The organism is Pseudophaeobacter sp. 1A16562, from assembly GCF_041008785.1.
GTDB lineage: Bacteria > Pseudomonadota > Alphaproteobacteria > Rhodobacterales > Rhodobacteraceae > Phycobacter > Phycobacter gallaeciensis_A.
Genome location: NZ_JAXGFT010000024.1, coordinates 1 through 22,234, shown reverse-complemented (window position 1 = coordinate 22,234; position 22,234 = coordinate 1). Strand labels below are relative to the sequence as shown.

General features: G+C 59.0%; 18 protein-coding genes and 3 pseudogenes. 16 read left to right on the top strand and 5 right to left on the bottom strand.

All coding sequences use genetic code 11. The features are described from left to right. Nucleotides 1-7 precede the first annotated feature (7 nt). Nucleotides 8-730 (bottom strand): response regulator, encoded by a 723-nt coding sequence (locus SM764_RS21515; RefSeq protein ID WP_274829666.1) that lies wholly within the window; start codon nucleotides 728-730, stop codon nucleotides 8-10. A gap of 170 nt (nucleotides 731-900) precedes the next feature. On the opposite strand from SM764_RS21515, the gene SM764_RS21510 reads away from it, so the two are divergent. Then, the gene (locus SM764_RS21510) at nucleotides 901-1,452 is read left to right on the top strand and encodes a calcium-binding protein (RefSeq protein WP_369002736.1); all 552 of its coding nucleotides are present in this window, start codon (nucleotides 901-903) and stop codon (nucleotides 1,450-1,452) included. Between the two features lie 428 nt (nucleotides 1,453-1,880). Here the strand turns inward: SM764_RS21510 and SM764_RS21505 are convergent, their stop codons facing one another. Continuing rightward, nucleotides 1,881-2,726: a transporter gene (locus SM764_RS21505; protein ID WP_369002735.1), complete on the bottom strand. Its 846-nt coding sequence runs from the start codon at nucleotides 2,724-2,726 to the stop codon at nucleotides 1,881-1,883. A gap of 674 nt (nucleotides 2,727-3,400) precedes the next feature. Between SM764_RS21505 and SM764_RS21500 the strand changes: the two genes are divergently transcribed. The 4 genes from SM764_RS21500 to SM764_RS21485 all read left to right on the top strand — a co-directional run bounded on the left by SM764_RS21500 (nucleotide 3,401) and on the right by SM764_RS21485 (nucleotide 10,393). Beyond that, entirely contained in the window at nucleotides 3,401-5,188 is a 1,788-nt protein-coding gene (locus SM764_RS21500; protein ID WP_369002734.1) for an amidohydrolase, read from the top strand. Between the two features lie 309 nt (nucleotides 5,189-5,497). After that, the gene (locus SM764_RS21495) at nucleotides 5,498-7,165 is read left to right on the top strand and encodes an alpha/beta hydrolase (protein ID WP_369002733.1); all 1,668 of its coding nucleotides are present in this window, start codon (nucleotides 5,498-5,500) and stop codon (nucleotides 7,163-7,165) included. A 400-nt stretch (nucleotides 7,166-7,565) separates the two neighbouring features. Continuing rightward, nucleotides 7,566-8,492: an ABC transporter transmembrane domain-containing protein gene (locus tag SM764_RS21490; protein ID WP_369002732.1), complete on the top strand. Its 927-nt coding sequence runs from the start codon at nucleotides 7,566-7,568 to the stop codon at nucleotides 8,490-8,492. A 377-nt stretch (nucleotides 8,493-8,869) separates the two neighbouring features. Then, nucleotides 8,870-10,393, top strand: a complete 1,524-nt coding sequence (locus SM764_RS21485; protein ID WP_369002731.1) for an amidohydrolase family protein — start codon at nucleotides 8,870-8,872, stop codon at nucleotides 10,391-10,393. Between the two features lie 450 nt (nucleotides 10,394-10,843). Here SM764_RS21485 and SM764_RS21480 read toward each other — a convergent pair whose 3' ends face one another. Further along, nucleotides 10,844-11,668 carry a flagellin N-terminal helical domain-containing protein gene (locus SM764_RS21480; protein WP_065271064.1) on the bottom strand — a complete coding sequence of 275 codons (825 nt, stop codon included), beginning with the start codon at nucleotides 11,666-11,668 and terminating at the stop codon, nucleotides 10,844-10,846. 479 nt (nucleotides 11,669-12,147) lie between these two features. Here SM764_RS21480 and SM764_RS21475 point away from each other — a divergent pair, with 479 nt between their 5' ends. Beyond that, a complete protein-coding gene (locus SM764_RS21475) occupies nucleotides 12,148-12,411 on the top strand; it encodes a hypothetical protein (protein ID WP_274832312.1) in 264 nt (87 codons plus the stop codon). A 761-nt stretch (nucleotides 12,412-13,172) separates the two neighbouring features. Further along, a pseudogene (locus SM764_RS21465) lies at nucleotides 13,173-13,520 on the top strand (transposase); the annotation flags it as partial. A gap of 133 nt (nucleotides 13,521-13,653) precedes the next feature. On the opposite strand, the gene SM764_RS21460 reads toward SM764_RS21465, so the two are convergent. Next, complete coding sequence (locus tag SM764_RS21460; protein WP_369002730.1) at nucleotides 13,654-15,021, bottom strand: aminotransferase-like domain-containing protein; 1,368 nt, start codon at nucleotides 15,019-15,021, stop codon at nucleotides 13,654-13,656. Between the two features lie 292 nt (nucleotides 15,022-15,313). On the opposite strand from SM764_RS21460, the gene SM764_RS21455 reads away from it, so the two are divergent. From SM764_RS21455 to SM764_RS21420, 8 genes and pseudogenes are all read left to right on the top strand, one after another. After that, complete coding sequence (locus SM764_RS21455) at nucleotides 15,314-15,796, top strand: MSMEG_0572/Sll0783 family nitrogen starvation response protein (protein WP_274830929.1); 483 nt, start codon at nucleotides 15,314-15,316, stop codon at nucleotides 15,794-15,796. Nucleotides 15,797-15,885: 89 nt separating this feature from the next. Next, a complete protein-coding gene (locus tag SM764_RS21450; RefSeq protein WP_369002729.1) occupies nucleotides 15,886-16,866 on the top strand; it encodes a Nit6803 family nitrilase in 981 nt (326 codons plus the stop codon). Beyond that, entirely contained in the window at nucleotides 16,859-17,980 is a 1,122-nt protein-coding gene (locus tag SM764_RS21445) for an MSMEG_0568 family radical SAM protein (protein WP_369002728.1), read from the top strand. The genes SM764_RS21450 and SM764_RS21445 overlap by 8 nt, the downstream gene beginning before the upstream one ends. Further along, on the top strand, nucleotides 17,977-18,528 hold the full coding sequence (locus tag SM764_RS21440) for an MSMEG_0567/Sll0786 family nitrogen starvation N-acetyltransferase (RefSeq protein WP_369002727.1): 552 nt from the start codon (nucleotides 17,977-17,979) through the stop codon (nucleotides 18,526-18,528). Before SM764_RS21445 ends, SM764_RS21440 begins: the two co-directional genes overlap by 4 nt. Next, nucleotides 18,525-19,487: a sll0787 family AIR synthase-like protein gene (locus SM764_RS21435; RefSeq protein WP_369002726.1), complete on the top strand. Its 963-nt coding sequence runs from the start codon at nucleotides 18,525-18,527 to the stop codon at nucleotides 19,485-19,487. The genes SM764_RS21440 and SM764_RS21435 overlap by 4 nt, the downstream gene beginning before the upstream one ends. Then, entirely contained in the window at nucleotides 19,480-19,767 is a 288-nt protein-coding gene (locus SM764_RS21430) for an MSMEG_0570 family nitrogen starvation response protein (RefSeq protein WP_274832306.1), read from the top strand. The genes SM764_RS21435 and SM764_RS21430 overlap by 8 nt, the downstream gene beginning before the upstream one ends. Nucleotides 19,768-19,778: 11 nt before the next feature. Then, nucleotides 19,779-21,059, top strand: a complete 1,281-nt coding sequence (locus SM764_RS21425; protein WP_369002725.1) for an MSMEG_0569 family flavin-dependent oxidoreductase — start codon at nucleotides 19,779-19,781, stop codon at nucleotides 21,057-21,059. 53 nt (nucleotides 21,060-21,112) lie between these two features. After that, a pseudogene (locus SM764_RS21420) lies at nucleotides 21,113-21,328 on the top strand (IS5/IS1182 family transposase); the annotation flags it as partial. Between the two features lie 350 nt (nucleotides 21,329-21,678). Here SM764_RS21420 and SM764_RS21415 read toward each other — a convergent pair. After that, a pseudogene (locus SM764_RS21415) lies at nucleotides 21,679-22,001 on the bottom strand (HupE/UreJ family protein); the annotation flags it as partial. Between the two features lie 67 nt (nucleotides 22,002-22,068). Here SM764_RS21415 and SM764_RS21410 point away from each other — a divergent pair. Then, on the top strand, nucleotides 22,069-22,234 hold a 166-nt coding region (locus SM764_RS21410), incomplete at its 3' end, for a transposase (RefSeq protein WP_369002184.1).

Genomic DNA, 22,234 nt, shown 5'->3' with positions numbered 1-22,234 from the left:
CGTAATATCACGCCTCCTCCTCCACATCCGTGGCCAGGCAGTACCCGCCGTTGCGCACCGTCTTGATGATCCGGGGGCGCAGGACATCGGGCTCGATCTTGCGTCGCAGGCGGCTGATCTGGTTGTCGATGGTGCGGTCCAGGGGACCGGCAGTTCGCCCGGCCGTGAGATCAAGCAGTTGATCGCGGCTCAGCACCATGCGCGCCCGTTCCAGCAGGACCACCAGCAGCCGGAATTCCGAACTGGTCAGCGGGATTTCATCTGCGTTGTCATCAATGAGGATCTGCCGGTCGGTGTCGAGCACCAGATGTTCGAACCGCACCCTGTGCCCCGCCAGCCGCCCGGCCAGAGGGTCCTGCCGCCTGCTCCGCCGCAGGACCGACTTGATCCGGGCCAGCAGCTCGCGCGGATTGAATGGCTTTGCAAGGTAATCATCTGCACCGATCTCAAGACCGGAGATACGGTCGCTCTCTTCGCCAAGCGCGGTCAGCATGATGACTGGTACGGTGCCGTCATCGGCCAGCCTCCGACAGGCAGACAGGCCGTCTTCACCGGGCATCATCACGTCCAGCACAACCAGATCGAAATGCCCCGCCGCAAGCTGCACGTCCATATCGGCGGCGTCCTTGGCCGCTGTCGCCCGCATCCCGTTCTTTTCAAGGTAGCGCGTCACGCTTTCACGGATCTGCGCGTGATCGTCGACGACAAGGATATGCGGCTGGGGTCCCATGCTTTTGTCCTACCGGAAAGACCGTTTGAATTTCACCATCGCAATTGTAGCGGATTGTATCAGACAGTCGGCTTGCGACAGACCGTTACAATTCTGATGATGCGACGGCCTTCCATTCTGCGCAATCATCCCGAGGTGATGGGTATCGACCCGAACCAAAGGAGGATTTCATGCCGACATTTGTGAAAACCGCAAGCATTCTCGCCGTTTCCCTGCTCACCGCCGGCAGCGCTCTGGCCGACAGCCGCCATCACGGAGGCAATACCGGCGGGGCCCATATGGGGGATGAAAAGCCTCAGATGGAGGGCAACCGCCACGAGATGATGATGAAACACATGATGCATAAAATGATGCAGATGCACGGCGGCGGCGCCGAACGGCACGGCATGTCCCGGATGGACCGCGACATGATGCGGACCATGATGGGGGCGGACATGATGGATGGCATGCCTGGCAAAAAGATGCAGGCGGGCCTGAAAGACTATGACGCCGACGGTGATGGCACCCTGTCCCTTGACGAATTTTCGGTCTGGCACGCCGCGATGCTGCGCGAGACGATGGTAGACCGTTTCCAGCATCTGGATGCGGACGGGGATGGCGCCATCACCTCTGATGAAATGAGCGCCATCGCCAATCGGATGAAACGGATGCACGGGAAAGGCATGCATGGGACAGGCATGGGCGGGCATCAGATGATGCAGGGCATTTCAGAACAAGAGTAATCCTGCATCGGCGCCTTTACCTTGGGTCCGGTCGCATTGGCCGGGCCACTCCCCTATCGCTCGGGAACCGTTCGATGCGCCCTCGGCACGACCGCCGTCTGAGTGACAAGCCCGACGAAAAGACAAGACATGACCAAGCACCGCGAACAGCGAAGGCAGCGCAGCCTCGGAACCGTTGCCGCGACCTTGCGCTACACCCAGGCAGGAGAGGGTGATGCGGTTCGCGCGAAGACCAAAGCTTCAGAAGATCCGTGCGCAGAATGCCCTTCCATAAAACCTGCCATACTCCTTTCAATCAAGATGTCTCATTCTGTTCATGTTCGGTGCAATTTGCCAGATGCCTCCCAGCACCAGCTAATAATTTACCCACCGCGCCAAGCACCTGCGCGGTTATTCCTGCTAGGCATAGGAAAGCTATTAAGGGCTTTTTACTTTGGAAAAAGGAAGGTGAAGTTGAACCTGGCACCCCAGCCTTCTGGGCCGTTCCCGGGTGATGCGGCCCAGTACCTGACACCGCCCCCTATGGACACGGGCTGCGAGCCAATCGTGAAGACCTGTGTCACGACAACACCGATTGGAACTGACCATTCCTTGACCTCCCAGTCGTAAGTTGCCTCGGTCTGCAGAGCGTAGCTGGTCCCTGTAGGCGTAGTGTAAGAGAGGAATGGGTTTAGAAACGTTGAGTTGATCTTAGTCCCTGGATTGTCGTCAAGCGACCTGAGGTGGTTGGCAAGGCCGCCGTAGGTCCAGGGACCCCGCTGGCGGAGAGCCACGGCTGTTGGGCCTGCAGCAAAGGTGTCGGCAGACACCCCGTCCCCACCAGTGGGGTAGAGAAAAACCGGACCGGCCCCCCAGATCCAGCCCCCCGCCGTTGGTACCTTCGGTGACAAGAAGAAGCTCTGGACAATGTCGCCGACGCCATTCTGGTTGATGCCAGGCCCATCCAGAGAGACGACGGGTATTATCGTGCGCGTTATCAGGTTCAAGTCATCCCCAAGATCAAAGGGGATGACCGGTTGGATGTTCAGGAGATACCGATCAGTATGGCCGCCATAGCGATCGTAATTGAACTGAAGCGGTACGCTGATCAGATCTGCGACCGGATTGGCGAGTTGCTTGGCGAGGTCATCTGTGTCCTGCGAAAGGACTCTGCCGGGGATTATCAACGCTGTTATTGCGGCGAATAGCCCGGTCAATGACATCCTTCTCCATCCGGGGTGAAAGCTGCCATCGGCATGTCGCGCCTGGTCAGTACGGAAGATATCGATCCTCATAATCAATCCTCTTATTGGACAATGCGCCATGCGGGAAAATTCCTCTGGCCGCCTGCTATTAGGCTACCTGAGCTGAGTGCAACAAATCGCGGCATTGGAGCAGACAAGAGACAATGCCGCGCCCTGCTGGCGATCACATGAAGTACTTTGGAAAACAGCTTGAACGTGTTTTGAGCTATTGGCGTTGATTTGCGTCAAAACCACCAATCGAGAACACTGCTATTCTGCGAATGATTTTTATGGGGCATAAGCGCAATGAAGCTGCCTTCTCATTTTCTAGGGACGCTTTGTTCAGGACGCCGCACGTCGCCTCGCATGCCCGTGCTGACGAAATTCCGTTCACAAAGTAGGCTCGCGATGGCTGCGCCGTCGAAGATGTGCATTGTTGGCGTGAATGCCTACAGTTGGCGAAAGCCTTCGCGATCCCGCCATCTTTTGGCTAGTCTAAACGGAGCGCTGGAACCAGGTTGCAGCAGATCGGGTCGTGATATCTGGCACCTCGGAGCCTTGGAGCTCGTCGCAAGACCGCAGCTGAACCGCTGCAATATTGTGCAAGACCGACTTTTCCTTCCTGCAATGCCAACAACTTTAACGGACCGAAAAGGAATGAGCCCATGACCCAAGACAAGTTTGGTTGCCCGTGCTGCAGTGGCACCTTTGGAAAGTTGTTTGAAGTGAGCCGAAACGTCAGCAAGCTGAAAGCCGCGGCTGAGAGTGGCACAGGCTGGTCCTGCAACTGGGGTATCAACTGGACCAGCATGGGGCGTCGGGATTTCATGAAGACGAGTGCCGCCGGTGTAGGGTTGGCAGCCGTTATGGGAAGGGGCGCCAGAGCGCAGTCGCAGTCAGTCACCGTCTTCACCAACGGCAATGTGCTTACCGTCGATGATGATTTCTCCGAGGTCGAAGCGATTGCTCTTCGCGGTAACCGTATTCTGGCAGTGGGAACCGACGGTGAGGTTCGCGCAGTGGCTGGCGCGGATGCCAAGATCGTCGACCTTGAAGGTAAGACTGTCTTGCCCGGCTTCATCGATGCTCACTCCCATGTTATTTCCGGTTCCGTGGTGGACTCCATCATGGACTATGTCGGCATGGCCCGCTTCACGACCGCCGCCGAAGTGCTGGACCACATCGCAAAGCGCGCAGCGGAAACGCCTGCGGGTGAATGGCTGGTTTTCCGCAACTTCGACCCTGCGGTTCAGGAAGGACCGGATGCGCTGACCTTTGCCGAGCTGGATCCAATCTCAACCGAGCACCCGATTTTCGTTTTAAACGCCTCGGGGCACCTGGCCTATGCCAACTCCAAGGCCTTCGAAGTCTCCGGGATCCCCAATGACATCGAAAATCCTTCGGGCGGAGAGTTTGTCCGCGATGCTGAGGGTAACCTGAACGGCTTCATGAAGAACAACGTGGCGTTCCTGCAGGTTGCCTCGCACTACCCGGGCATGATGGAGGCCGATCCGGTGGAAGGCCTGATTGGGCTGCTGGAAAAATGGGGCGCGGTCGGCCTCACGACGGTCTCGGAACTCAGCCTTGGCGCGCTAGCGCAGTCGCCTGCGGACGCGCAGGTGATGGCTGCAGCGGCGCAATCCGGGCGCCTCAAGGCGCGAATCCGCGCCTATCCTTTCTATACCTTGGGAACCGAAGCCTGGGACGAGGCGGGTATCCATCAGGGGGACGGGGATGCCATGGCCCGCATCGCGGGCTTCAAACTGGTGGCAGATGGCTCGAACCAGGGGTTCACCGGACTGCAGCGCGAACCATACCTGAACAGCGAAGACCGGGGCCTTGCCTATATGGAACCTGATGAATTGACCGCAATGGCGCTTGAGCGGGCCGGGAAGGGCTGGCACCTTGCGATCCACGGCAATGGCGATGCGGCGATCGATAATGTGCTGGACACCTGTCAGGCGCTTGTTGATGCTGGTGTCGACATGTCCCGGGTCCGTCCGCGGATCGAGCATTGCTCGATACTTCACGACGACCAGATCGAACGGATGCAGCAGCTCGGTGTGTCGGCGAGCTTTCTGATCGGTCACGTTCACTACTGGGGCGTCGCGATGCGTGACGAGGTATTTGGGGAGGAAAAGGCGCAGTTGCTAGACCGATGCCGAAGCGTCGAAGAAGCCGGGGTTGGTTTCACTCTGCATTCGGATTTCATGGTGACCGACCCGAACCCGCTGCACATGATTGAGATGGCCGTCACCCGGCGCACCTGGAAAGAGCCGGATTACATTCTGGCGCCGCAGGAGACGATATCGGTTGAATCTGCGATCCGGGCGCTCACCTCCGAGGCCGCATGGCAACTATTTTCCGATCACGAGGTCGGCAGTCTTGAACCGGGCAAGCTTGCCGACATGGTCATCCTCGAAAAGGATCCGCGCGATGTACCTCCCGACGCTATCAAAAACATCAGCGTTCTCGAAACCTGGATGGATGGTAGAAGGGTCTACTCGTCCTGAACGCATCACCAAGCATTTTGGGCCCGCTCCTTTGGTCTTCATCGTCCTGCCCCTCGTTTCCAAGTTTTTTATTGACCTCGCCAATGTACTGCTCGTCGGCGTGTTTGCCGCTCTTTAGCTGGTCAAAGCGATGGTTCTGATGTCCTGTGGATCGAACAGCCTGGTGCGATTGGCGCTTCGGCCAGCAGACACGCAGCTGGGCCTGTTGACGGAATGGGCACCGCCCCAGTTTCGCAAGCAACCGACACTGGCTAGGTTTTGCGAAAGATCAGTTCTGCAGCCGCGCGTTGGCACCAAGGACAAAGTTGGATGACTAAGAGAATCCTTTCACTAATCTTCGGCCCGATTTCAGTTCCTTGCCTTCTGCTTGGCCTGTTGTTCTTCGCGGCCTCTCTGACGCCGTCCCTGATTCCACGTGGCCCCGAGTTGCAGGGCGTGCTTGGCGGGTTGGTCACGGCGCTCGGATATCTGGTCGGCCAGATCGTTGCACTCATGTGGAACGCCGGTGACCTGCCGCGCTTGTCGCGCGGTCCGGCGAATGTGCTGATCTGGATCGTGTCCGGGGCGATTGTTGTGATGTTCCTGTGGGTTTTGGCTTCCAGTCTGACTTGGCAGAACGATCTCCGCCAGAAAATGGGGATGGAGCCAGCCGACGCTTTGCACCTCGCGTGGATCTCGATCATTGCGGCCGCGACACTCGTCTGCGCCTTTGTGCTCGGGCGGCTCGTCGCATCGCTGTTCCGGCTGATCCGGGCGCGCTTCTATCGGGTGATGCCGCCACGAAGGGCGAATGTGTTCAGTCTGATCGCAGTCGTACTGATCCTCTTCGTGGTCACACGAGATGGCATTCTGGACCGGACCATCGCAGTCCTTGATGAAAGCTATGAAGCGGCGCAGGCTCTGTTCGATGACGCCCCGCCACCGCCGACCGACCTGTGGAGAAGCGGAAGCACAGCTTCCTTGATCGACTGGAAGGCAATCGGAAAGCCGGGCCGGGATTTCATTATGTCGGGGCCTGATGCAGAAGGCATAACTGCATTCACGGGACGGTCAGCGCGCGATCCGATCCGGGTGTATGTCGGCCGTGCCAATGCGGCCACGCCCCGCGAACGTGCGGAATTGGCACTGGCTGAACTGCGCCGTCTGGGCGCCTTCGAGCGTGAGGTTCTGATCGTGGCGAGCCCCACCGGAACCGGTTGGATGGACCCTGGGTCGCATGATCCGGTCGAATACATGCACAACGGTGACATCGCCACGGTTGCCGTACAGTATTCGTATCTACAGTCGCCACTGGCGCTGATCCTTGAGACCAGTACCGGTCTCGAGCAAGCTACTGCGCTTCAGGAGGTTGTTCACCGGTACTGGAAAACACTTCCAGAGGGCGCCCGTCCGCGGCTCTACATGCATGGCCTCAGCCTCGGTGCCTGGTCCTCAATGCATGCAACCAATCTTTTTCGGCTGCTGGACGACCCGATTGATGGGGCTTTCTGGGCAGGTCCGCCGTTTCCCTCGAATTTTTGGAACTACGTCCAGAAACATCGCAATCCTGGCAGTTCCTGGGTTTTACCGCAGATCGGAGATGGTTCGCTGGTGCGCTACGCTTCACGCACCAGCGATGCGTCCGGGTCACCTTCCGCCTGGGGCCCTATGCGCATTGTCTTTCTGCAGTATTCCAGTGATCCGGTCGTCTTCTACGATCCGGCGTCTCTTTGGCGTCGACCTCAATGGATGCGTGACCCGCCCGCGGATGATATGTCCAAGCACTTTTTCTTTATGCCTATAGTGACCCAGTTTCAGTTGGCTTTGGATCTGGCGCTGTCCTTCGGCTCGCCGCCCGGGCACGGCCATGCCTACTATGCACAGGACTATATCGGCCCGTGGGTGCAGGTTACCGAACCCAAGGGCTGGACAAGCGACGATACCCAACGTCTGAAAGCGCATTGTGACAACGGATTTCAGAGAGGCTGTTCGAACTGAAATGGGCCGGGCTGCTTGGGACAAGCACTTCGTTGGCGTGGCCAGTTCAGACAAGCCGTTTGGCGCCACCGGACTATTCCGCCAAGGCAGAGAGCGTGGCGCTTCGTTTGTTTCCATGCCGGGTTCGGATATCCGTTTTCCATTTTCCGCACTTCGCTCACGCGTAAGCGAAGTGCGGAAAATGGACATTGCCAATCCGTCCCTATCGTCAAATTGGCAACTCTTTGCTTGGCAGCTGTGCCAGGTGTGGGCCGTTCTCACCCGTAACGCACCCTACAATCCACATTGCGCCTAGGGGGACAAACAGGCCGGTTGGTGAAGGGACGCGAATGATTCAGAGTTGTGCTATGCCGACCTTGGCGCGACTGTGTCTCTGGCCGACCACGCAAAGGGGGGCAAGATGCTTCAGCTTTATTCCGCGATTTGGCGCGTAAGCGCTCCGCGCCAGATTGTACTGATCCTGCTTTCTCTGTCCATAGCCGCACTCGCGGCCGCGCCGCTCAAGTTTCAGCAGGACATCGTGAACCTTCTGACCGAAGGCTCTTTTGACACGTCGGAGCTCTTCATTCTCGGGGGCGGCATGATGGGCGTGGTCCTGCTCAGCCTTGGCCTGAAGTGGCTTATGGGATACCGATCTCAGATCCTTGGGGAGGACGTCATTCGTCTACTTCGCAGCAGACTGCTGGATGGGGCCGTCAGTGAACAAGGAATAAACGGTCGTGTTCGCACCGGCGCACTGTCGACCGCGATTTCGGCCGAAGCCGAAGAGCTTGGCATGTTCACCGGGTCCGCCATCTCGGAACCGGTGATGCAGTTGGGGACCTTGATCAGCGTGATCGGCTTCATCGCATCAACGCAACCCGTGCTGGGTGTCGTAGCGCTTTCGATGCTGGTTCCGCAGATCGGGATCGTGGTCTTCTCTCAGAGCAAGGTGAACATGTTGCTAGCCAAGCGGGTGAAGATCCTGCGGCGCGCGGCTGACCAGCTGACAGAGACTGGGCTACGCGCTGTCGTGACTTCGGTGAAGGAAGACTTCGACCGTATCTATGAAACCAGACGCACCATGTTTCACTGGAAGCTGTCGACGAAGTTCATTCTGAGCGCCATCAATGGTGCAGGCACGGCCTTTGTCTTCATGCTGGGCGGAGTGCTTGTTCTTGAGGGTAGAACGGATGTCGGCACGGTCGTGGCCGCGACCCTAGGATTGAGTCGACTGCAAGCGCCGACGGCATTTCTGATCGCCTTTTATCGCCAGGTCAGCGCTAATCGCGTGAAGTTCGAACTGCTTCGTACGCTGCCTTTAGGACAGGCTGCAGCAAGCACATGAGCATTGTGGGCTGCGGGGAACAGCCCAAAGCAACCATTCAGCCAGCGCCCTTACGCAGCTGGTGTTTAGCATCCTTGTTGAGGCAAAAGGGTCAAGAAAGGTGGAACGAACCGAGATCATGCGTGGCAGTGAACATGGCGCGCCGAGCTGACCGGATCCCACATCGGTCCTGTTGCTGATCAAGCGGTTTGATCTCGGTCAAAGTCCCGCCTCAGTACCACAGTCTAATGTTGAAGCGAACAAAACTCACATCGCCCTTTTGGGGTGCGGTCCAGTGTTTGGATTCTACACGGTGGCTGCTGCTCGTTCACATACAGATTTGCTGGACTTCGCCTGTCGGTAGTCCGCCCATTTTTCTACAAGCTTGGAGATTTGATATGATACGTACGATCACCATGGCCGTCGCCATTGGAGTGATGTCTAATATTGTTTCAGCAGAGGAACGTTACGATCTAGTCATCACTGGCGCGCGCGTCGTCGATCCCGAAACGATGCTGGACCAAGTTCGCAATATCGGCATTTCTGGCAACGAGATCGCCATCGTAACACCAAACGCGATCAGCGGTGCTGACGTGATTGACGCCAGCGGGTTGATCGCCGCTCCGGGTTTCATCGATTTTCATGCCCATGGCCAGGACCCCTACAGCGAGAAGGTTTCCATCTTCGACGGTCGCACGACACAAATGGACCTTGAAGCGGGCGCCCTGCCGCTTTCGGACTACTATGAAGCCAAGGCTGGAATCTCGCTGGCGAATTATGGAGCGTCGGTTGGCCATGCTTCTGCCCGTCTATTGTTGATGGATGGCGTAGAGTCCCACGGCAGCCCAATGATGACCCACGCTCTGCAAAAGGCGGGTAAGACTGGCAATCAATGGTCCGTCAACCAAGCCACGGATGAACAACTGGATCAGATCGATGATTTGGTTACAGACGGAATTCATAATGGTGGACTCGGGATTGGCGTCATGGTCGGATACTATCCATCCGCCCGCAGTGAAGGTATCGCTCGGATGGCGCGCGTTGCGTCTGACAACCACAGTTTCCTGACCACTCATCCCCGCTACCTTAGCAACATTGCCCCTAGTGGAGTGTTAGGGCAGCAAGAATTCATTGCCTTGTCGATGGCATATGACGTGCCACTGGTATTGCACCACATTCCGACAAACGCCCTATCCGATACAAAAGCCGCGCTTGCCATGGTTGACCGGGGCAACGCGAATGGCGCGACGATCCTGGGAGAAGCCTTTCCCTATGTGAAAGGTTCAAGCTTCATCGCCGCCGAGATACTCTCTCCGGGGTGGCAGGAACGGACCGGCATGGACTATTCGGATTTAATTTGGGTCGAAACCGGGGAAACGCTGACCGAGGAGACTTTCAACAAATATCGCGCCGAACGTCCCGATGGCTTCTTCGTGATGGAGCACATAAAAGAACCCGACATGATGGCCGCCATCTTGCATCCGGACATCATCATCGGCAGCGATGGTATGCCTCTGGTTGATGATGACGGGCATTCATTGCCTTTTGACGCACCATTCGGAGCTGGTCTTGGCCACCCACGCAGCGCAGGCACGTTTGGCAAATACCTCAGGATCGCGATCGACGATGGCACCCTGACCATGCCGCAGATCATCGCCAAAACAGCCTATTTGCAAGCTGAATTCCTTGAGCCTTTCGCCCCGTCAATGGCAAAACGTGGTCGGCTTCAAGCGGGAACATTCGCTGATATCACTATCTTCGATCCAGACGAAGTGAATGGAATGGCAGGGTACGACGCTGGGACGAACAGCCTCGCCTCCAAAGGCTTCGTACATGTTATTGTCAACGGACATCCGGTGATCCGTGATGGAGAATTGAACGCGGATGTTCATCCCGGGGAGGCAATTCGCGCCGGACAGTGAGCGATGGAACACTGAATAGGTCGTGCCCGGTATCTGAAACGACGTTCTAAAGTGGTCAATTCAAGCGACCACGTCGGTCGAGGCAGCCGATGCGTAGACCTCTGGCTGAACGGTAGCTTTCGGTCGCTATGCCCTACTGCATGGCACTCATTACATACTTTGCAAATCCGCTTCTTGCGCTTCGCTGACCTTGATGCCGGGCGCAGCATCCCCTGGGTCAACTGAGCAGACTTGAAGGTCCGCCTTCAGGAAGCCTTTCGCGCACGCAGCAGTGCCTTCGCTGTGCCTTGAATGAATGTCGTGATTGGGGCTGGAGCGCCGCCCCGCAAGACTGGCAGAAACTATTCCAGCGCCTAAACTCTGGTAAGGGCTGCTATGAACAGCCCAAGTCATCGGTGAGGGGCTGGGGTAAAGACCGGGACGCGCTTGGCGCGCCCCGGATCAGATCGCTTAACGGAACAGCTGCTGCAGTGTCTGTGGCGCCGAGTTGGCAATCGACAGAGCCTGTACACCCAGCTGTTGCTGGGTTTGCAACGCCTTCAATCGGGCGGATGCTTCTTCCATATCAGTATCGACCAGCGCACCGATGCCGCTCTTCATCGCATCAGACACCTTTGAGACGAATTCGGACTGCTTCTCGATGCGGGCTGCCGAAGCCCCCAGGGCGGCGGCGCCGTCAACCGCAGTCTGAATCAGAGCCTCAATGTCGTCGATGGAAGCTTCAGCGTTTGCGGCAGTGTCGACCACTACGGTTGTCAGGTCCAGGCTGGCTTCAAAATCAACCGAGCTTACGGTGATGTTCGACGCGGTGACTGTACCCGTGGAATCGCGGTCCAGCGAGGACAGAACGGTCAGATCGCCGCCAGCGGTGTTCAGCAGGTTCGCACCATTAAACTGCGACCCTGTGATGATCGAGGTGATCTGGTTTTTCAGCTCGGTGACTTCAGCTTCGAGTTTCCCGTTGTCCACGTTCTCCCCAGTTGCATTGACCACTTTTTCCTTCATTTCCTTCAGAAGGTCGGTGATCTGTTCGGCCCCGGCCGTTGCCACCGCCACCGTGGATTCACCCAGAGCCAGCGAGTCGCCCACGGCGTTGAAACCTGCAACATCCGATTCCATGACTTTCGAGATCGCCCAGATGGCCGAGTTGTCCTTGGCAGTTGCGACGTCCTTACCGGTGGAAATCGCGTTCTGGGTGCTCTCCAGGTTCATGTTGATGGAGTTCAGAGTCTGCAGAGCGACCATTGCGCCGTTGTTCGTCAGAATGCTGGTCATAGCTTTTATTCCTTTAGCAATATGAGACGTTTCGTCTCGCGTGTTTGATGCCCCGAAGGGCGTCTCTGACGTCTTTCTGACTATGCGTTAAGCCATCCGGCTTCCGCGCCCCCCCGTTTCCCAAGGCGCGAGGGAACATTACCGTGAGGTTTGCTAAGGAAGTGCTAAATTGGAGACCAAGCTTATGTGAAATCCCTCAAGGGCTTTGTGACCTTGCACATACATAAGGGCTGGCTGGCATTTGATGGCGGGGACCAGGTGCGATATCGCTACGCGCCCCTTGCCGCAGCGGCGCAGGTCCGGTGTCGAGCCCGGAGCGGTGCTTGCCTCCCAGAAATTGCGTCGTCATAGTTTGAAACATGGAATATCCGCCTTGGTTGCCAGCCCCGGAAAACACACACGCAGGCAGAATTCTTGCGATCGCCCGCTGCATCTTTGACATGCACTTCTGCATAGAAAACCCACGCGGAAGCGGGCCGATGAAGGTCTTTGACAATATGTGCAGTGGCGACCTTGAAAAATCTGCGACAGTTCTGAACCTTGCGGGCTTCACAGAATTTATTGATGACTTTGGGCGAAGGAGTATTTTTTCCTGTGAACCAAAGGACTTCTCCGTAATAGCCAATTCCGAAAGAGCCCTAAACGTTGATCCCAAACTTGTTTCGGAAGCAGTCGTTCGCCTCGCCAGCGGTTCTGTTTTCTCAAGCGAGGAAATCCAGTATCTAGCCAAGGAACTGGAGTAGGGGCCTTGAGTTCAAATCACCGCTTTGTCCGCGTTCCCGCCGTTCGAAGGTGGTCGGCGGCTGCGCCTGCGGCGAAGGTCAGCTCTTCCTTGCGCGCCTGCGGCATGGATCCCTCGCCATGTCGCCAGATCCGCCGACTTTGCAAAGGTCGCTATCTGCGCTTAGCCGACGGTCGTGCAGGATGCGTTGACGGGCAGCTGAGCTACTCCCCATCTCTTGGACATGATCTGGCGTAATTTAAGCTACCCGTTGCACCTGCTGATCGGGTTGGTAGATGTCATTTCTCTGCCAGTAGACCAGCGCCGGAGGCTTGCCGCCAAGGGCTGAATGAGAGCGCTGGTGGTTGTAGAAGGTCATCTATTTCCGGATGGCCGCTTTCGTTTCCGAACCGGTCTCCCAAGCGTGCAGGTAGACGCATTCGTATTCCAGTGTCCGCCATAATCTCTCGATGAAGATGTTGGTCCGCTGCCCGGCAGGGCATTGCGCAGCAATGTCCCGAGAGGGGAGGCCCCCCCTTTCCGCCCATTGAGATCCGCACGCCGCATCGGCGAAGCCGGTCCGTCCAAGCAAAGGAGGTAAACTGAGATCCTTGATCGGTATTCATTATCTCGAGCGGGCCGAACTTGTGGATGGCCTTGTTCAGCGCGACCTTCGCCTTGAACTTGGGTGCGTGCTGTTTCCGTTTCGACATCTCTGATCTCTTTCTCGTCGAAGATCTGCAGACTGCAAGTCGTAGCTTATGTCAGTGTCCGAATTTCGGGGGGAGCTCAGACACGCGCCGGTGCCACAGCGCGATCCTCGCGCGCGGCGCGGTGCCGATCATTCCGATCCGCAAGAATGGTCGATTGTGGAAGGAAGACTGCCCGGCAGCATGCGTCCGCAACGAAACCCTGCGCGCCATCCGATACTATGGCCGGGCCTTCTGGAAGCGCTGGACGGGCTATCAAGCCCGAAGTCGGGTCGAAGCGAAGATGCGCTGCCTGAAAGCCTTCGGAGAACGCATCGACGCCAGAGACCCCGACTGCCAGACCGCCAAAGTCCACATCCGCATTGCCCTTATGAACCGCTTCTCGGCCCTCGGCACCGCCGAGGTCCAACGCGTGTCATAACGACAACGGAGTAAGGGGAAGTCACCTCTCACGCGTGGGTAATGCAACAACGCCCGCCGACAGCCAGAGTTCGACGCCCCAGTCGCGCCAGCAACAACACGAACGGGCTGATTATTCCTGATGGGCGCCCTGCTCATCCCATAAAGCTATTGGGAGAGAGAGCATTTGCCAGAAAGTGCAGGTTCTCCCGCAGGTTTTCACGCGACGCAGGCCCACCAAGGGAAACACGCAGCTGTTCGCCCGGACTGCCCAAAACGGTAAAGGCATCCGAGGGCATCACCCCGATCTGGCGCCGGGCCATTCGAGCGACCACTTCGGCGCGGTTCAGGCCCTCAGGCAGTTCAAGCCACAGATTGAAGGCATTGTCGGCACTGCAATATTGGACACTTGTCAGAACCTCGGCCGCAATCGCCTGCCGCGCAGCGCTTTCGTACCGGATAAAGCGGCGAATGCCATCTGCGGTACCGTCCTCGATCCACTGGGTAACCAGGGCCATAGACAGAGGTGAGGGCATCACCGACAGCGCCCGGATCGCCTGCGCCAAATGATAGGCACAGCGCGGCGTCGGCGCGATCGTAAATGCCAGGCGCAAACCTGCCCCGATGCATTTCGCAAGCCCCCCGATATGCCAGGTCAGCTCCGGTGCCGACAGTGCGATGGGCGCAGGCCCTTTGGCCGGGATAAAGCCGTAGGCATCATCTTCGATCAACATAAGCTGGTGCCGCTGCAAGACCGCGGCCACATCCAGGCGCCGGGCTTCAGGCATGGTCAGCGTAGTGGGGTTCTGAAGCGTCGGGTTGAGGTACAGCATTTTGGGCCCGTGTTCGCGGATGGCCGCATCCAGCGCATCCGGCAGAATGCCGTCCTCATCCATCTCGATCCCGACCAGACGCAACCCGAACCGCCCGGCCACGCTGCGGAAACCCGGATATGTAATGGCCTCGCAAAGCACCGTATCCCCGGGCTGGGTATTGATCGACAGAATAGCAGCCATTGTTGCATGGGCGCCGGGAGTGACCGCAACGCGTTCCAGCGCTGGCACCATGCCCCGCATGCTGAGCCAGCTTGAGGCGGCCACCCGATCGCGCTCCGACCCGGTCGCGCTTTGATAGCGCAGCAGATCAATAAGATTGGCCGATACATATCCCAGCCCCTCCTGCATCCGGCGGCGCAGGCCGGGATCGTCGGGTTCGGGCGGCATGTTCATCAGCAGATCCGCCTCTCCGGCGCGCGACGGATCGGGGCGGTCTGTGATCACATGGTTTTTGACGAAGGTACCGCGTCCAACATGGCTTTCCACCAGTCCACGCGCCTGGGCCTCGGCATAAGCGCGCGACACCGTGGTAAAGTCGATCCCCAGCGCCGCCGCCAGCCGTCGCTGCGGCGGCAGCCGCTTGCCATCCCCCAGCCGCCCGCTCCGGATGTCCTCTGCGATCGCGTCTGCAATGGCCTGGTAACGGGGTTTGCCGCTTTCGAGCGCGTCGGGAATCCAGTCGATCATCTGTGTCCTGCCCTTAGGGGTATGAGGTCATATGCGATGCCCCTGTAAAATTGATGGGACAATTGTATGCCTTCATGGAATCATTGACCGGATGAGCGCAACTCCCGCGCTGCGTTTGAACCGTATTTCGGTCAAATTCGTGGATTCCTGGAGCGTAATTGCTCAAAATTCCAGCATAATGCCTGAAGATGTACCCGCTTTGCGTCTTTTATTGTATGCAGATTACACTGCTTATTGATGCAATCAATTTGGCCGCGCCATCCCTGTAGACACCATCAACAAGGAGGCCACAATGCCTGAAGTCACCAAGGAAGCGCACAAGGACGGAGATTTCTTCGTCAACTACGAAGAAAAAGTCTTTGAAGACGTCAAAGCAAAAGAAGGCGAGAAGGCCCTTGTCACCTTCCACACCGTCGCCTTCGAAGGCTCCATCGGCCTGGTCAACATTCTCAATGCCATCCGCTTGAACCGCAAAGGCTACGAGACCTCGATCCTGCTTTACGGTCCCGGCGTGACCCTGGGGATTCAGCGCGGTTTCCCGACTCTGGGTGACGAGGCCTTCCCGGGCCATCAGAACTATGCCGCGAACATGAAGAAGTTCATGAGCGAAGGCGGCAAGGTCTATGCCTGCCGGTTTGCGCTGCAAGCGCTCTACGGCCACGGCGAACCCTCGCTGCTGCCCGGCATCACCCCGATCGCTCCGCAGGACGTGCTCGACTGCATCCTGCTGCACAAGAACGCCGACGCGGTCATCCTCGACACCTGGACGGTTTAATCCACGACACCACGGGGGCCTTGTTCGGTCCCCGGCCCCGAGCCGTCTATTCCGGCGGCTCGGCTCCTCCCGAAACCAGAGGCACAGCCATGCGAACCGACACCATCCGCGCCGCCGCCGTCCAAATCGCACCGGACCTGTCCGGTCGCGCAGGCACCATAGAACGCGTGCTCAACGCAATTGCCGACGCCGCCGACAAGGGCGCGCAGTTCATCGTCTTTCCCGAAACATTCGTGCCCTATTACCCCTATTTCAGCTTTGTGCTGCCACCGGTCCAGCAGGGTTCCCCTCACCTGGACCTGATGCAGGAAGCGGTCGTCGTGCCCTCGCGGGAGACCGAAATCATTGCCGATATCGCCCGCAAGCGCGGCATTGTCATCGTGCTGGGCGTGAACGAACGGGATCACGGCTCGCTCTATAACACGCAGCTGATCTTCGACGCCGACGGCACGCTGGCGCTGAAGCGCCGCAAGATCACCCCCACCTATCACGAGCGCATGGTCTGGGGTCAGGGCGATGGCGCCGGGCTCAAGGTGGTCGACACCAAGGTGGGCCGCGTTGGCGCCCTCGCCTGCTGGGAGCATTACAACCCGCTCGCCCGCTACGCGCTGATGACCCAGCACGAAGAAATCCACGCCGGTCACTACCCCGGCTCTCTCGTCGGCGACATCTTCCGCGATCAGATTGAAGTCACTATGCGCCATCACGCGCTCGAATCCGGTTGCTTCGTGGTCAATTCCACCGGCTGGCTCAGTGAAGAACAGATCAGCCAGATTCACCCGGATCCGGCGTTGCAAAAGGCCATGCACAGCGGCTGCATGACCTGCATCATCTCGCCCGAAGGCCGCCATCTGGCCGAACCTCTGACCTCTGGTGAAGGCATCCTGATTGCCGATCTCGACATGAAGCTCATCGCCAAGCGCAAGCGGATGATGGACAGCGTTGGCCATTACGCCCGCCCCGAGCTGCTGTCCCTCAATCACAATGCCCAAGTCACACCAACACGCCACGTTACCGAACACGTAAGCGAACACACCCCGGACCCGCAGGAGGAATGTGAGGATGCTTGATCACGCCGAACTCATCACCGAATTGCAGACCCACGGCATGCGTCTGGTCGATCCCCGGGCCGGACAGGAAAGCCGCCGCGGCGGTGCCGGACCGTCGGATCACAAGGCGATCACCATTGGTGAGCGCACGGTGATGATCCCGGTGCATACCGCACCGAGCTTCGACAGCCCCTATATTGTGGACGCCCCCGACCCGACCGGCGCAGCCCGCGTCACCCGTGACGGGGTTGCCATTGCCGAGGTGCGCTTTCCCACGGCAGCGAAATTCTACCAGCTGAAGACGGCGGACGGCATCCCCTACAGCCACATCGCCGCGCTGCACTCCAAAGACGTGCTCGCGACCACCGTGCTGCAGACCTGCATCCGCTACGAGAGCCGCAAGAAGACCTGTCAGTTCTGCTCCATCGGCCAAAGCCTCGCCGCCGGGCGCACCATCGCGCACAAGACGCCGGACCAACTGGCCGAGGTGGCCAAAGCCGCAGTCGAACTCGATGGCGTGACCCATATGGTGCTCACCACCGGCACCCCTGCGGGCAAGGATCGCGGCGCCAAGGTGCTGTGCGAAAGTGCCGAAGCCATCAAGGCCGCCGTCGACCTACCGCTGCAGGGCCAATGCGAGCCGCCCGAGGACGACGCCTGGCACCAGCGCATGTTCGATGCGGGGATCGACACGCTGGGCATGCATCTGGAAGCGGTGACGCCCGAGGTGCGCCAGCGGATCATGCCGGGCAAGGCATCGGTGCCGCTGGAGAAATATTTTTCCAGTTTCGAGGCGGCAGTGAAGGTTTTCGGCCGCGGGCAGGTCTCCACCTATATTCTGGCCGGACTGGGCGACAGCCGCGAGGCGATCCTCGATATGGGCGAAAAGCTCTGCGCGATGGGCGTCTATCCCTTCGTGGTGCCCTTCGTGCCGATCTCCGGCACGCCGCTGGAAAGCCACCCGAGCCCCTCTTCGGAATTCATGGCGTCGATCCTGCGTCCGCTAGGCCAGATGATCGCCTTGGCCGGGATCCGTTCGTCCGAGATGAAGGCCGGCTGCGGCAAATGCGGTGCCTGCTCGGCACTATCCAGTTATGAAAAGCTAAAGGTACCCGCAAAGGGAGCCCCGGCATGATCGAACTTGAACCACGTCATTTTCAATGCCCAGGCTACTATATCCGCGCCGCCTCAAAGGCCTTCGAGGCCGAGGGCGCAACCGCACTGCGTCACCGGGTGTTCGTCAAGGAGCAGGGAATTTTCCCGGATCACGACCGGGATGATATCGACCTGATTGCCACCCATCTGGTGGCGCTCTCTACCTATGCCCACGAAGCCGATCAGGTGGTCGGAACGGTGCGCATTCACGAAGAGGCACCGGGGCTCTGGTGGGGCTCGCGCCTAGCCGTGGACCGCGATTTCCGCGCGGTTGGGCATCTGGGAGCGGAGCTGATCCGTCTTGCGGTCTGCTGCGCCAATGCGCGGGGCTGTGATCGTTTCCTGGCCCATGTGCAGATGCAGAATGTGCCTCTGTTTCACCGGATGCACTGGCAGTCTTTGGAAGAGGTCACCATTCACGGCACGCCGCATATGAAGATGGCCGCCGACCTCGTTCATTATCCGCCTTGCCCGGATCCTGTCTCTGGTTGGTATCACCGTCCGCGCGTGCGGGAGCATCTGTCATGACGACGCCCGCAGAGCTTGTCGAACGGTTGCGCAGCCATCCCTCCATCCGCTCCAAGCTAGGCATCGCCCATGCCACGCGGGTGCTGGAGCTGACGTCGCAGACCGCCGGGCGGCCTGGCGACGATGCCGCCGCCCTGCCCTGCGACGGCAGCTATGACCTCTTCGCGGGTGAGGGCTTCATCCCCGCCTTTATCGCGGATGATCCGTGGTTTGCCGGCTGGTGCGCGGTGATGGTGAACCTTTCGGACATCGCTGCGATGGGCGGGCGCGCCACCGCAGTGATCGATCAGGTCTGGGCCCCGGATGCTGAGGCGGCGAAACCGCTGCTTGAAGGTATGCGCGACGCCTCAGCTGTCTATGGCGTGCCGCTGGTTGGGGGGCACACCAATCTCGCCGCCCCCGCCCTTGGCCTTGCGGCCTCGGTGCTCGGAAAGGCGCAGCGCCTGATCACCAGCTTCGACGCAATGCCCGGCGATGTGCTGATCGCCGCAATAGATCAACGCGGCGCCTACCGCAATTTCGACAATTTCTGCGCCGCTTTAGAGGCCCCCTCCGACCGGCTGCGCGCGGACTTGGCGCTACTGCCTGCACTCGCCGAAGACGGGCTGGTGCGCGCAGGCAAGGATATCAGCCAGGGCGGCATCGTGGGCACCGCGCTGATGCTGGCGGAATGCTCGGGCGTCGGCCTCGACATCGACCTGACCGCAATCACGCCGCCCGCTGGTGTGCCGCCGGAGCGCTGGCTGCGCAGCTTCCCGAGTTTCGGCTTCCTCCTCACCGCGCCCGCCGATCAGGCAAAGGAGGTGTGCCAGCGATTTGAAAGCCGCAACATAACCGCAGGCGTGATGGGTCGCATCAGGTCGGGCTCTGCTGTCACCCTGAGCGACACGGAAGAGACCGCGCTGTTCTGGGACCACGCCCAAACCCCCTATCTGGATCTTGGAGACCACCATGCCTGAAACATTCTGGACCGTCCGCTGGCCGGACGGCAGCGAAGAAAAGCTCTATTCCCCCTCCAGCGTGGTGGCAGAGCTGTTTGAAGCCGGTCAGACCTATCCGGTCCCAGACTTCCTGCACCGCTCCCGCATCGCGCTGCAACGCGCCTCCAACCGGGTGGAGCGGAAATTCGGCTACGCCTGCAGCTCTGCCATGGCCCAGCTGGACCGGATCGAGGCGAAGATAGACGCCCTTCCGCAACAGGACGGCGCCAGCATCACATGCCTGAACATCACGCAATGAGGAACAGCACCATGAAAGATACCCAGATCCCCCATATTCCGGTGGTCATCGTCGGCGGCGGTCAAGCCGGGCTTTCGACAGCCTATTGCCTCAAACAGAAAGGCATCGAGAGCATCATCTTCGAACGCCATGAGAAATTCCACTCCTGGCGTAACAACCGCTGGGACAGCTTTTGCCTTGTCACCCCCAACTGGCAATGCCGTCTGCCCGATTTCCACTATGACCGGGAGTACGGCGGCACCGATCCTGACGGTTTCATGCTGAAGGACGAAATCACCGCCTATGTCGATGCCTTTGCAGAGATGACCCAGCCGAACCTGCGCGAAGGCGTGGATGTCACCCGGGTGGTGCCGCGCGACGATGGCTTTACCGTCGAGACCTCGGTCGGCACATGGACCTGCGAGCAGGTGGTGATCGCCACTGGCGGATACGACACGCCCATCGAACCGGCCTATGCCAAGAACCTGTCTCCCGAAATTTTTCAGATGCACTCGGTCGACTATCGCAACGTCGAGCAGTTCCCCGAGGGCGGCGTTCTGATCGTCGGCACCGGCCAATCCGGCGTGCAGCTAATGGAGGATTTCACCCGTGCGGGCCGCGACGTCCATCTGGCAGTCGGCCCGGCGCCGCGCAGCCCCCGCAAGTACCGGGGCCGTGATGCCACCGACTGGCTTTATGACGCGGGGCACTACAACGTCACCATTGCCCAGCACCCGGACCCGCACAAGGCGCTGACCCAGACCAATCACTACATGTCCGGACGCGATGGCGGCAAGGAGATCGACCTGCGCAAGTTCCATGTCGATCACGGTGTGGAACTTTATGGCTCCCTTGCGAACATGGACGGTACATCGGTCAAGTTCCTGCCGGACCTCACCAAAAACCTTGATGACGCGGACCGCTCCTACGTCGGCATCCGCAACCAGATCGACGCCCATATCCAATGGGAAAGCATCGATGCCCCGGTCGAACCGCCCTTCGAAAAAGTCTGGGAGCCCGCAGAGGAACGCACCGAGATTGATCTGGCGGAGGCGGGAATTTCTTCCGTGCTCTGGGCCATCGGGTTCCGGCCCGATTATTCCTGGATCGAAGCCGATGTGTTCGACGCGCGCGGCAAGCCTGTCTTTGACCGCGGCGTGACTGCGCAACCAGGGCTGCATTTCATCGGTCTTGGCTGGCTTAACACCTGGGGGTCAGGACGGTTCCTCGGCATCGAAGAAGACAGCCGCTATCTGGCAGATCAGATCGCGGAGCAGATCCTCATCGGCGTCAAGCAGTCTGAGTATGCGTAAATTACGCCCCCGGCTGGAGCACCTGCATCGGGTGCTCCGGCTTGGGCATGGGGAGGGGCCTCCACTACTATGGCCGGGCCTTCAGGAAGCGCTGGACGGGCTATCACGCCCGAAGTCGGGTCGAAGCGAAGATGCGCTGCCTGAAAGCCTTCGGAGAACGCATCGACGCCAGAGACCCCGACCGCCAGACCGACGAAGTCCACATCCGCATTTCCCTCATGAACCGCTTCTCGGCCCTCGTCACCTCCAAGATCCAACGCGTGTCATAACGACAACGGAGAAAGTGGAAGTCACATCTCACGCGTGGGTAATGCAACAACGCCCACTTGAACGGACTACATCACAGAAAGTATTCTAATCGCAAAGGCTTGCAAGGTGCGTATGTCCTGTGTGGATGGCTCCTGCATTGCAAGCGATTTTTGCGATTGCGATGGTCTGTCAGTACAGTCGTGTGTCCGGCCTGTTTGCGTGGCTATTGCCACTGGCCCTGATGAGTTCCGCAAGCGAGGTTCCTATCGGCTCAACGACCACTGGGGGCCGCGACATTCGTCGGAGTGTCCTTGCTCTTGGTTGACTTCGTTTCGCATCATCACATCAAGCGTCTTGCATCTCTTGGCAGGATCAGGCGATCGGCTGCCGGGTTGTAGTCAAGGATTTTGGTTGCCAGCCCTGTACCGTGGAAAAAGCCAAAGACCAGCGTTGCAACCTTGGTATTGGGTTGAACCCCGAACCAGCGCTGGTATGCTCCGAGGTTATCGAGTTCCTATAGACGACGGACAGGCCGATAATGGCATCCACGACATAGGCATTCACGCCCCAGCCGAACCATACCCCCATCAGCATCGTGGTCGAGTGACCAAGCGCGAAGAGGCTGACGTAGATGGCCACGTCCTTCATTTTGTAGAGGAAGAAGACGACGCCCACCAGGAACAGGATATGGTCTGACCTGCCCCCCGCAAAATCCCTCACCATGAAGTAGAGTCTGCCCAACCTATGTAGGAGCAGACAAATGCGTAAGAGCCGTTTCACCGAGGCGCAAATCATCGGGATGATTAAAGAGCAGGAAGCCGGGATGCCGACGGCGGAGGTGTGCCGTCGGCACGGCCTGAGCCCGGCGACCTTTTACAAGCTGAAGTCCAAGTATGGCGGCATGGAGGTGTCGGAGGCCGCACGGC

Coding starts and splice junctions, on each gene's coding strand:
- SM764_RS21515 (WP_274829666.1), bottom strand. CDS start 730: ATGGGACCCCAGCCGCATATCCTTGTCGTCGACGATCACGCGCAGATC.
- SM764_RS21510 (WP_369002736.1), top strand. CDS start 901: ATGCCGACATTTGTGAAAACCGCAAGCATTCTCGCCGTTTCCCTGCTC.
- SM764_RS21505 (WP_369002735.1), bottom strand. CDS start 2,726: ATGAGGATCGATATCTTCCGTACTGACCAGGCGCGACATGCCGATGGC.
- SM764_RS21495 (WP_369002733.1), top strand. CDS start 5,498: ATGACTAAGAGAATCCTTTCACTAATCTTCGGCCCGATTTCAGTTCCT.
- SM764_RS21490 (WP_369002732.1), top strand. CDS start 7,566: ATGCTTCAGCTTTATTCCGCGATTTGGCGCGTAAGCGCTCCGCGCCAG.
- SM764_RS21485 (WP_369002731.1), top strand. CDS start 8,870: ATGATACGTACGATCACCATGGCCGTCGCCATTGGAGTGATGTCTAAT.
- SM764_RS21480 (WP_065271064.1), bottom strand. CDS start 11,668: ATGACCAGCATTCTGACGAACAACGGCGCAATGGTCGCTCTGCAGACT.
- SM764_RS21475 (WP_274832312.1), top strand. CDS start 12,148: ATGAAGGTCTTTGACAATATGTGCAGTGGCGACCTTGAAAAATCTGCG.
- SM764_RS21460 (WP_369002730.1), bottom strand. CDS start 15,021: ATGATCGACTGGATTCCCGACGCGCTCGAAAGCGGCAAACCCCGTTAC.
- SM764_RS21455 (WP_274830929.1), top strand. CDS start 15,314: ATGCCTGAAGTCACCAAGGAAGCGCACAAGGACGGAGATTTCTTCGTC.
- SM764_RS21450 (WP_369002729.1), top strand. CDS start 15,886: ATGCGAACCGACACCATCCGCGCCGCCGCCGTCCAAATCGCACCGGAC.
- SM764_RS21445 (WP_369002728.1), top strand. CDS start 16,859: ATGCTTGATCACGCCGAACTCATCACCGAATTGCAGACCCACGGCATG.
- SM764_RS21440 (WP_369002727.1), top strand. CDS start 17,977: ATGATCGAACTTGAACCACGTCATTTTCAATGCCCAGGCTACTATATC.
- SM764_RS21435 (WP_369002726.1), top strand. CDS start 18,525: ATGACGACGCCCGCAGAGCTTGTCGAACGGTTGCGCAGCCATCCCTCC.
- SM764_RS21430 (WP_274832306.1), top strand. CDS start 19,480: ATGCCTGAAACATTCTGGACCGTCCGCTGGCCGGACGGCAGCGAAGAA.
- SM764_RS21425 (WP_369002725.1), top strand. CDS start 19,779: ATGAAAGATACCCAGATCCCCCATATTCCGGTGGTCATCGTCGGCGGC.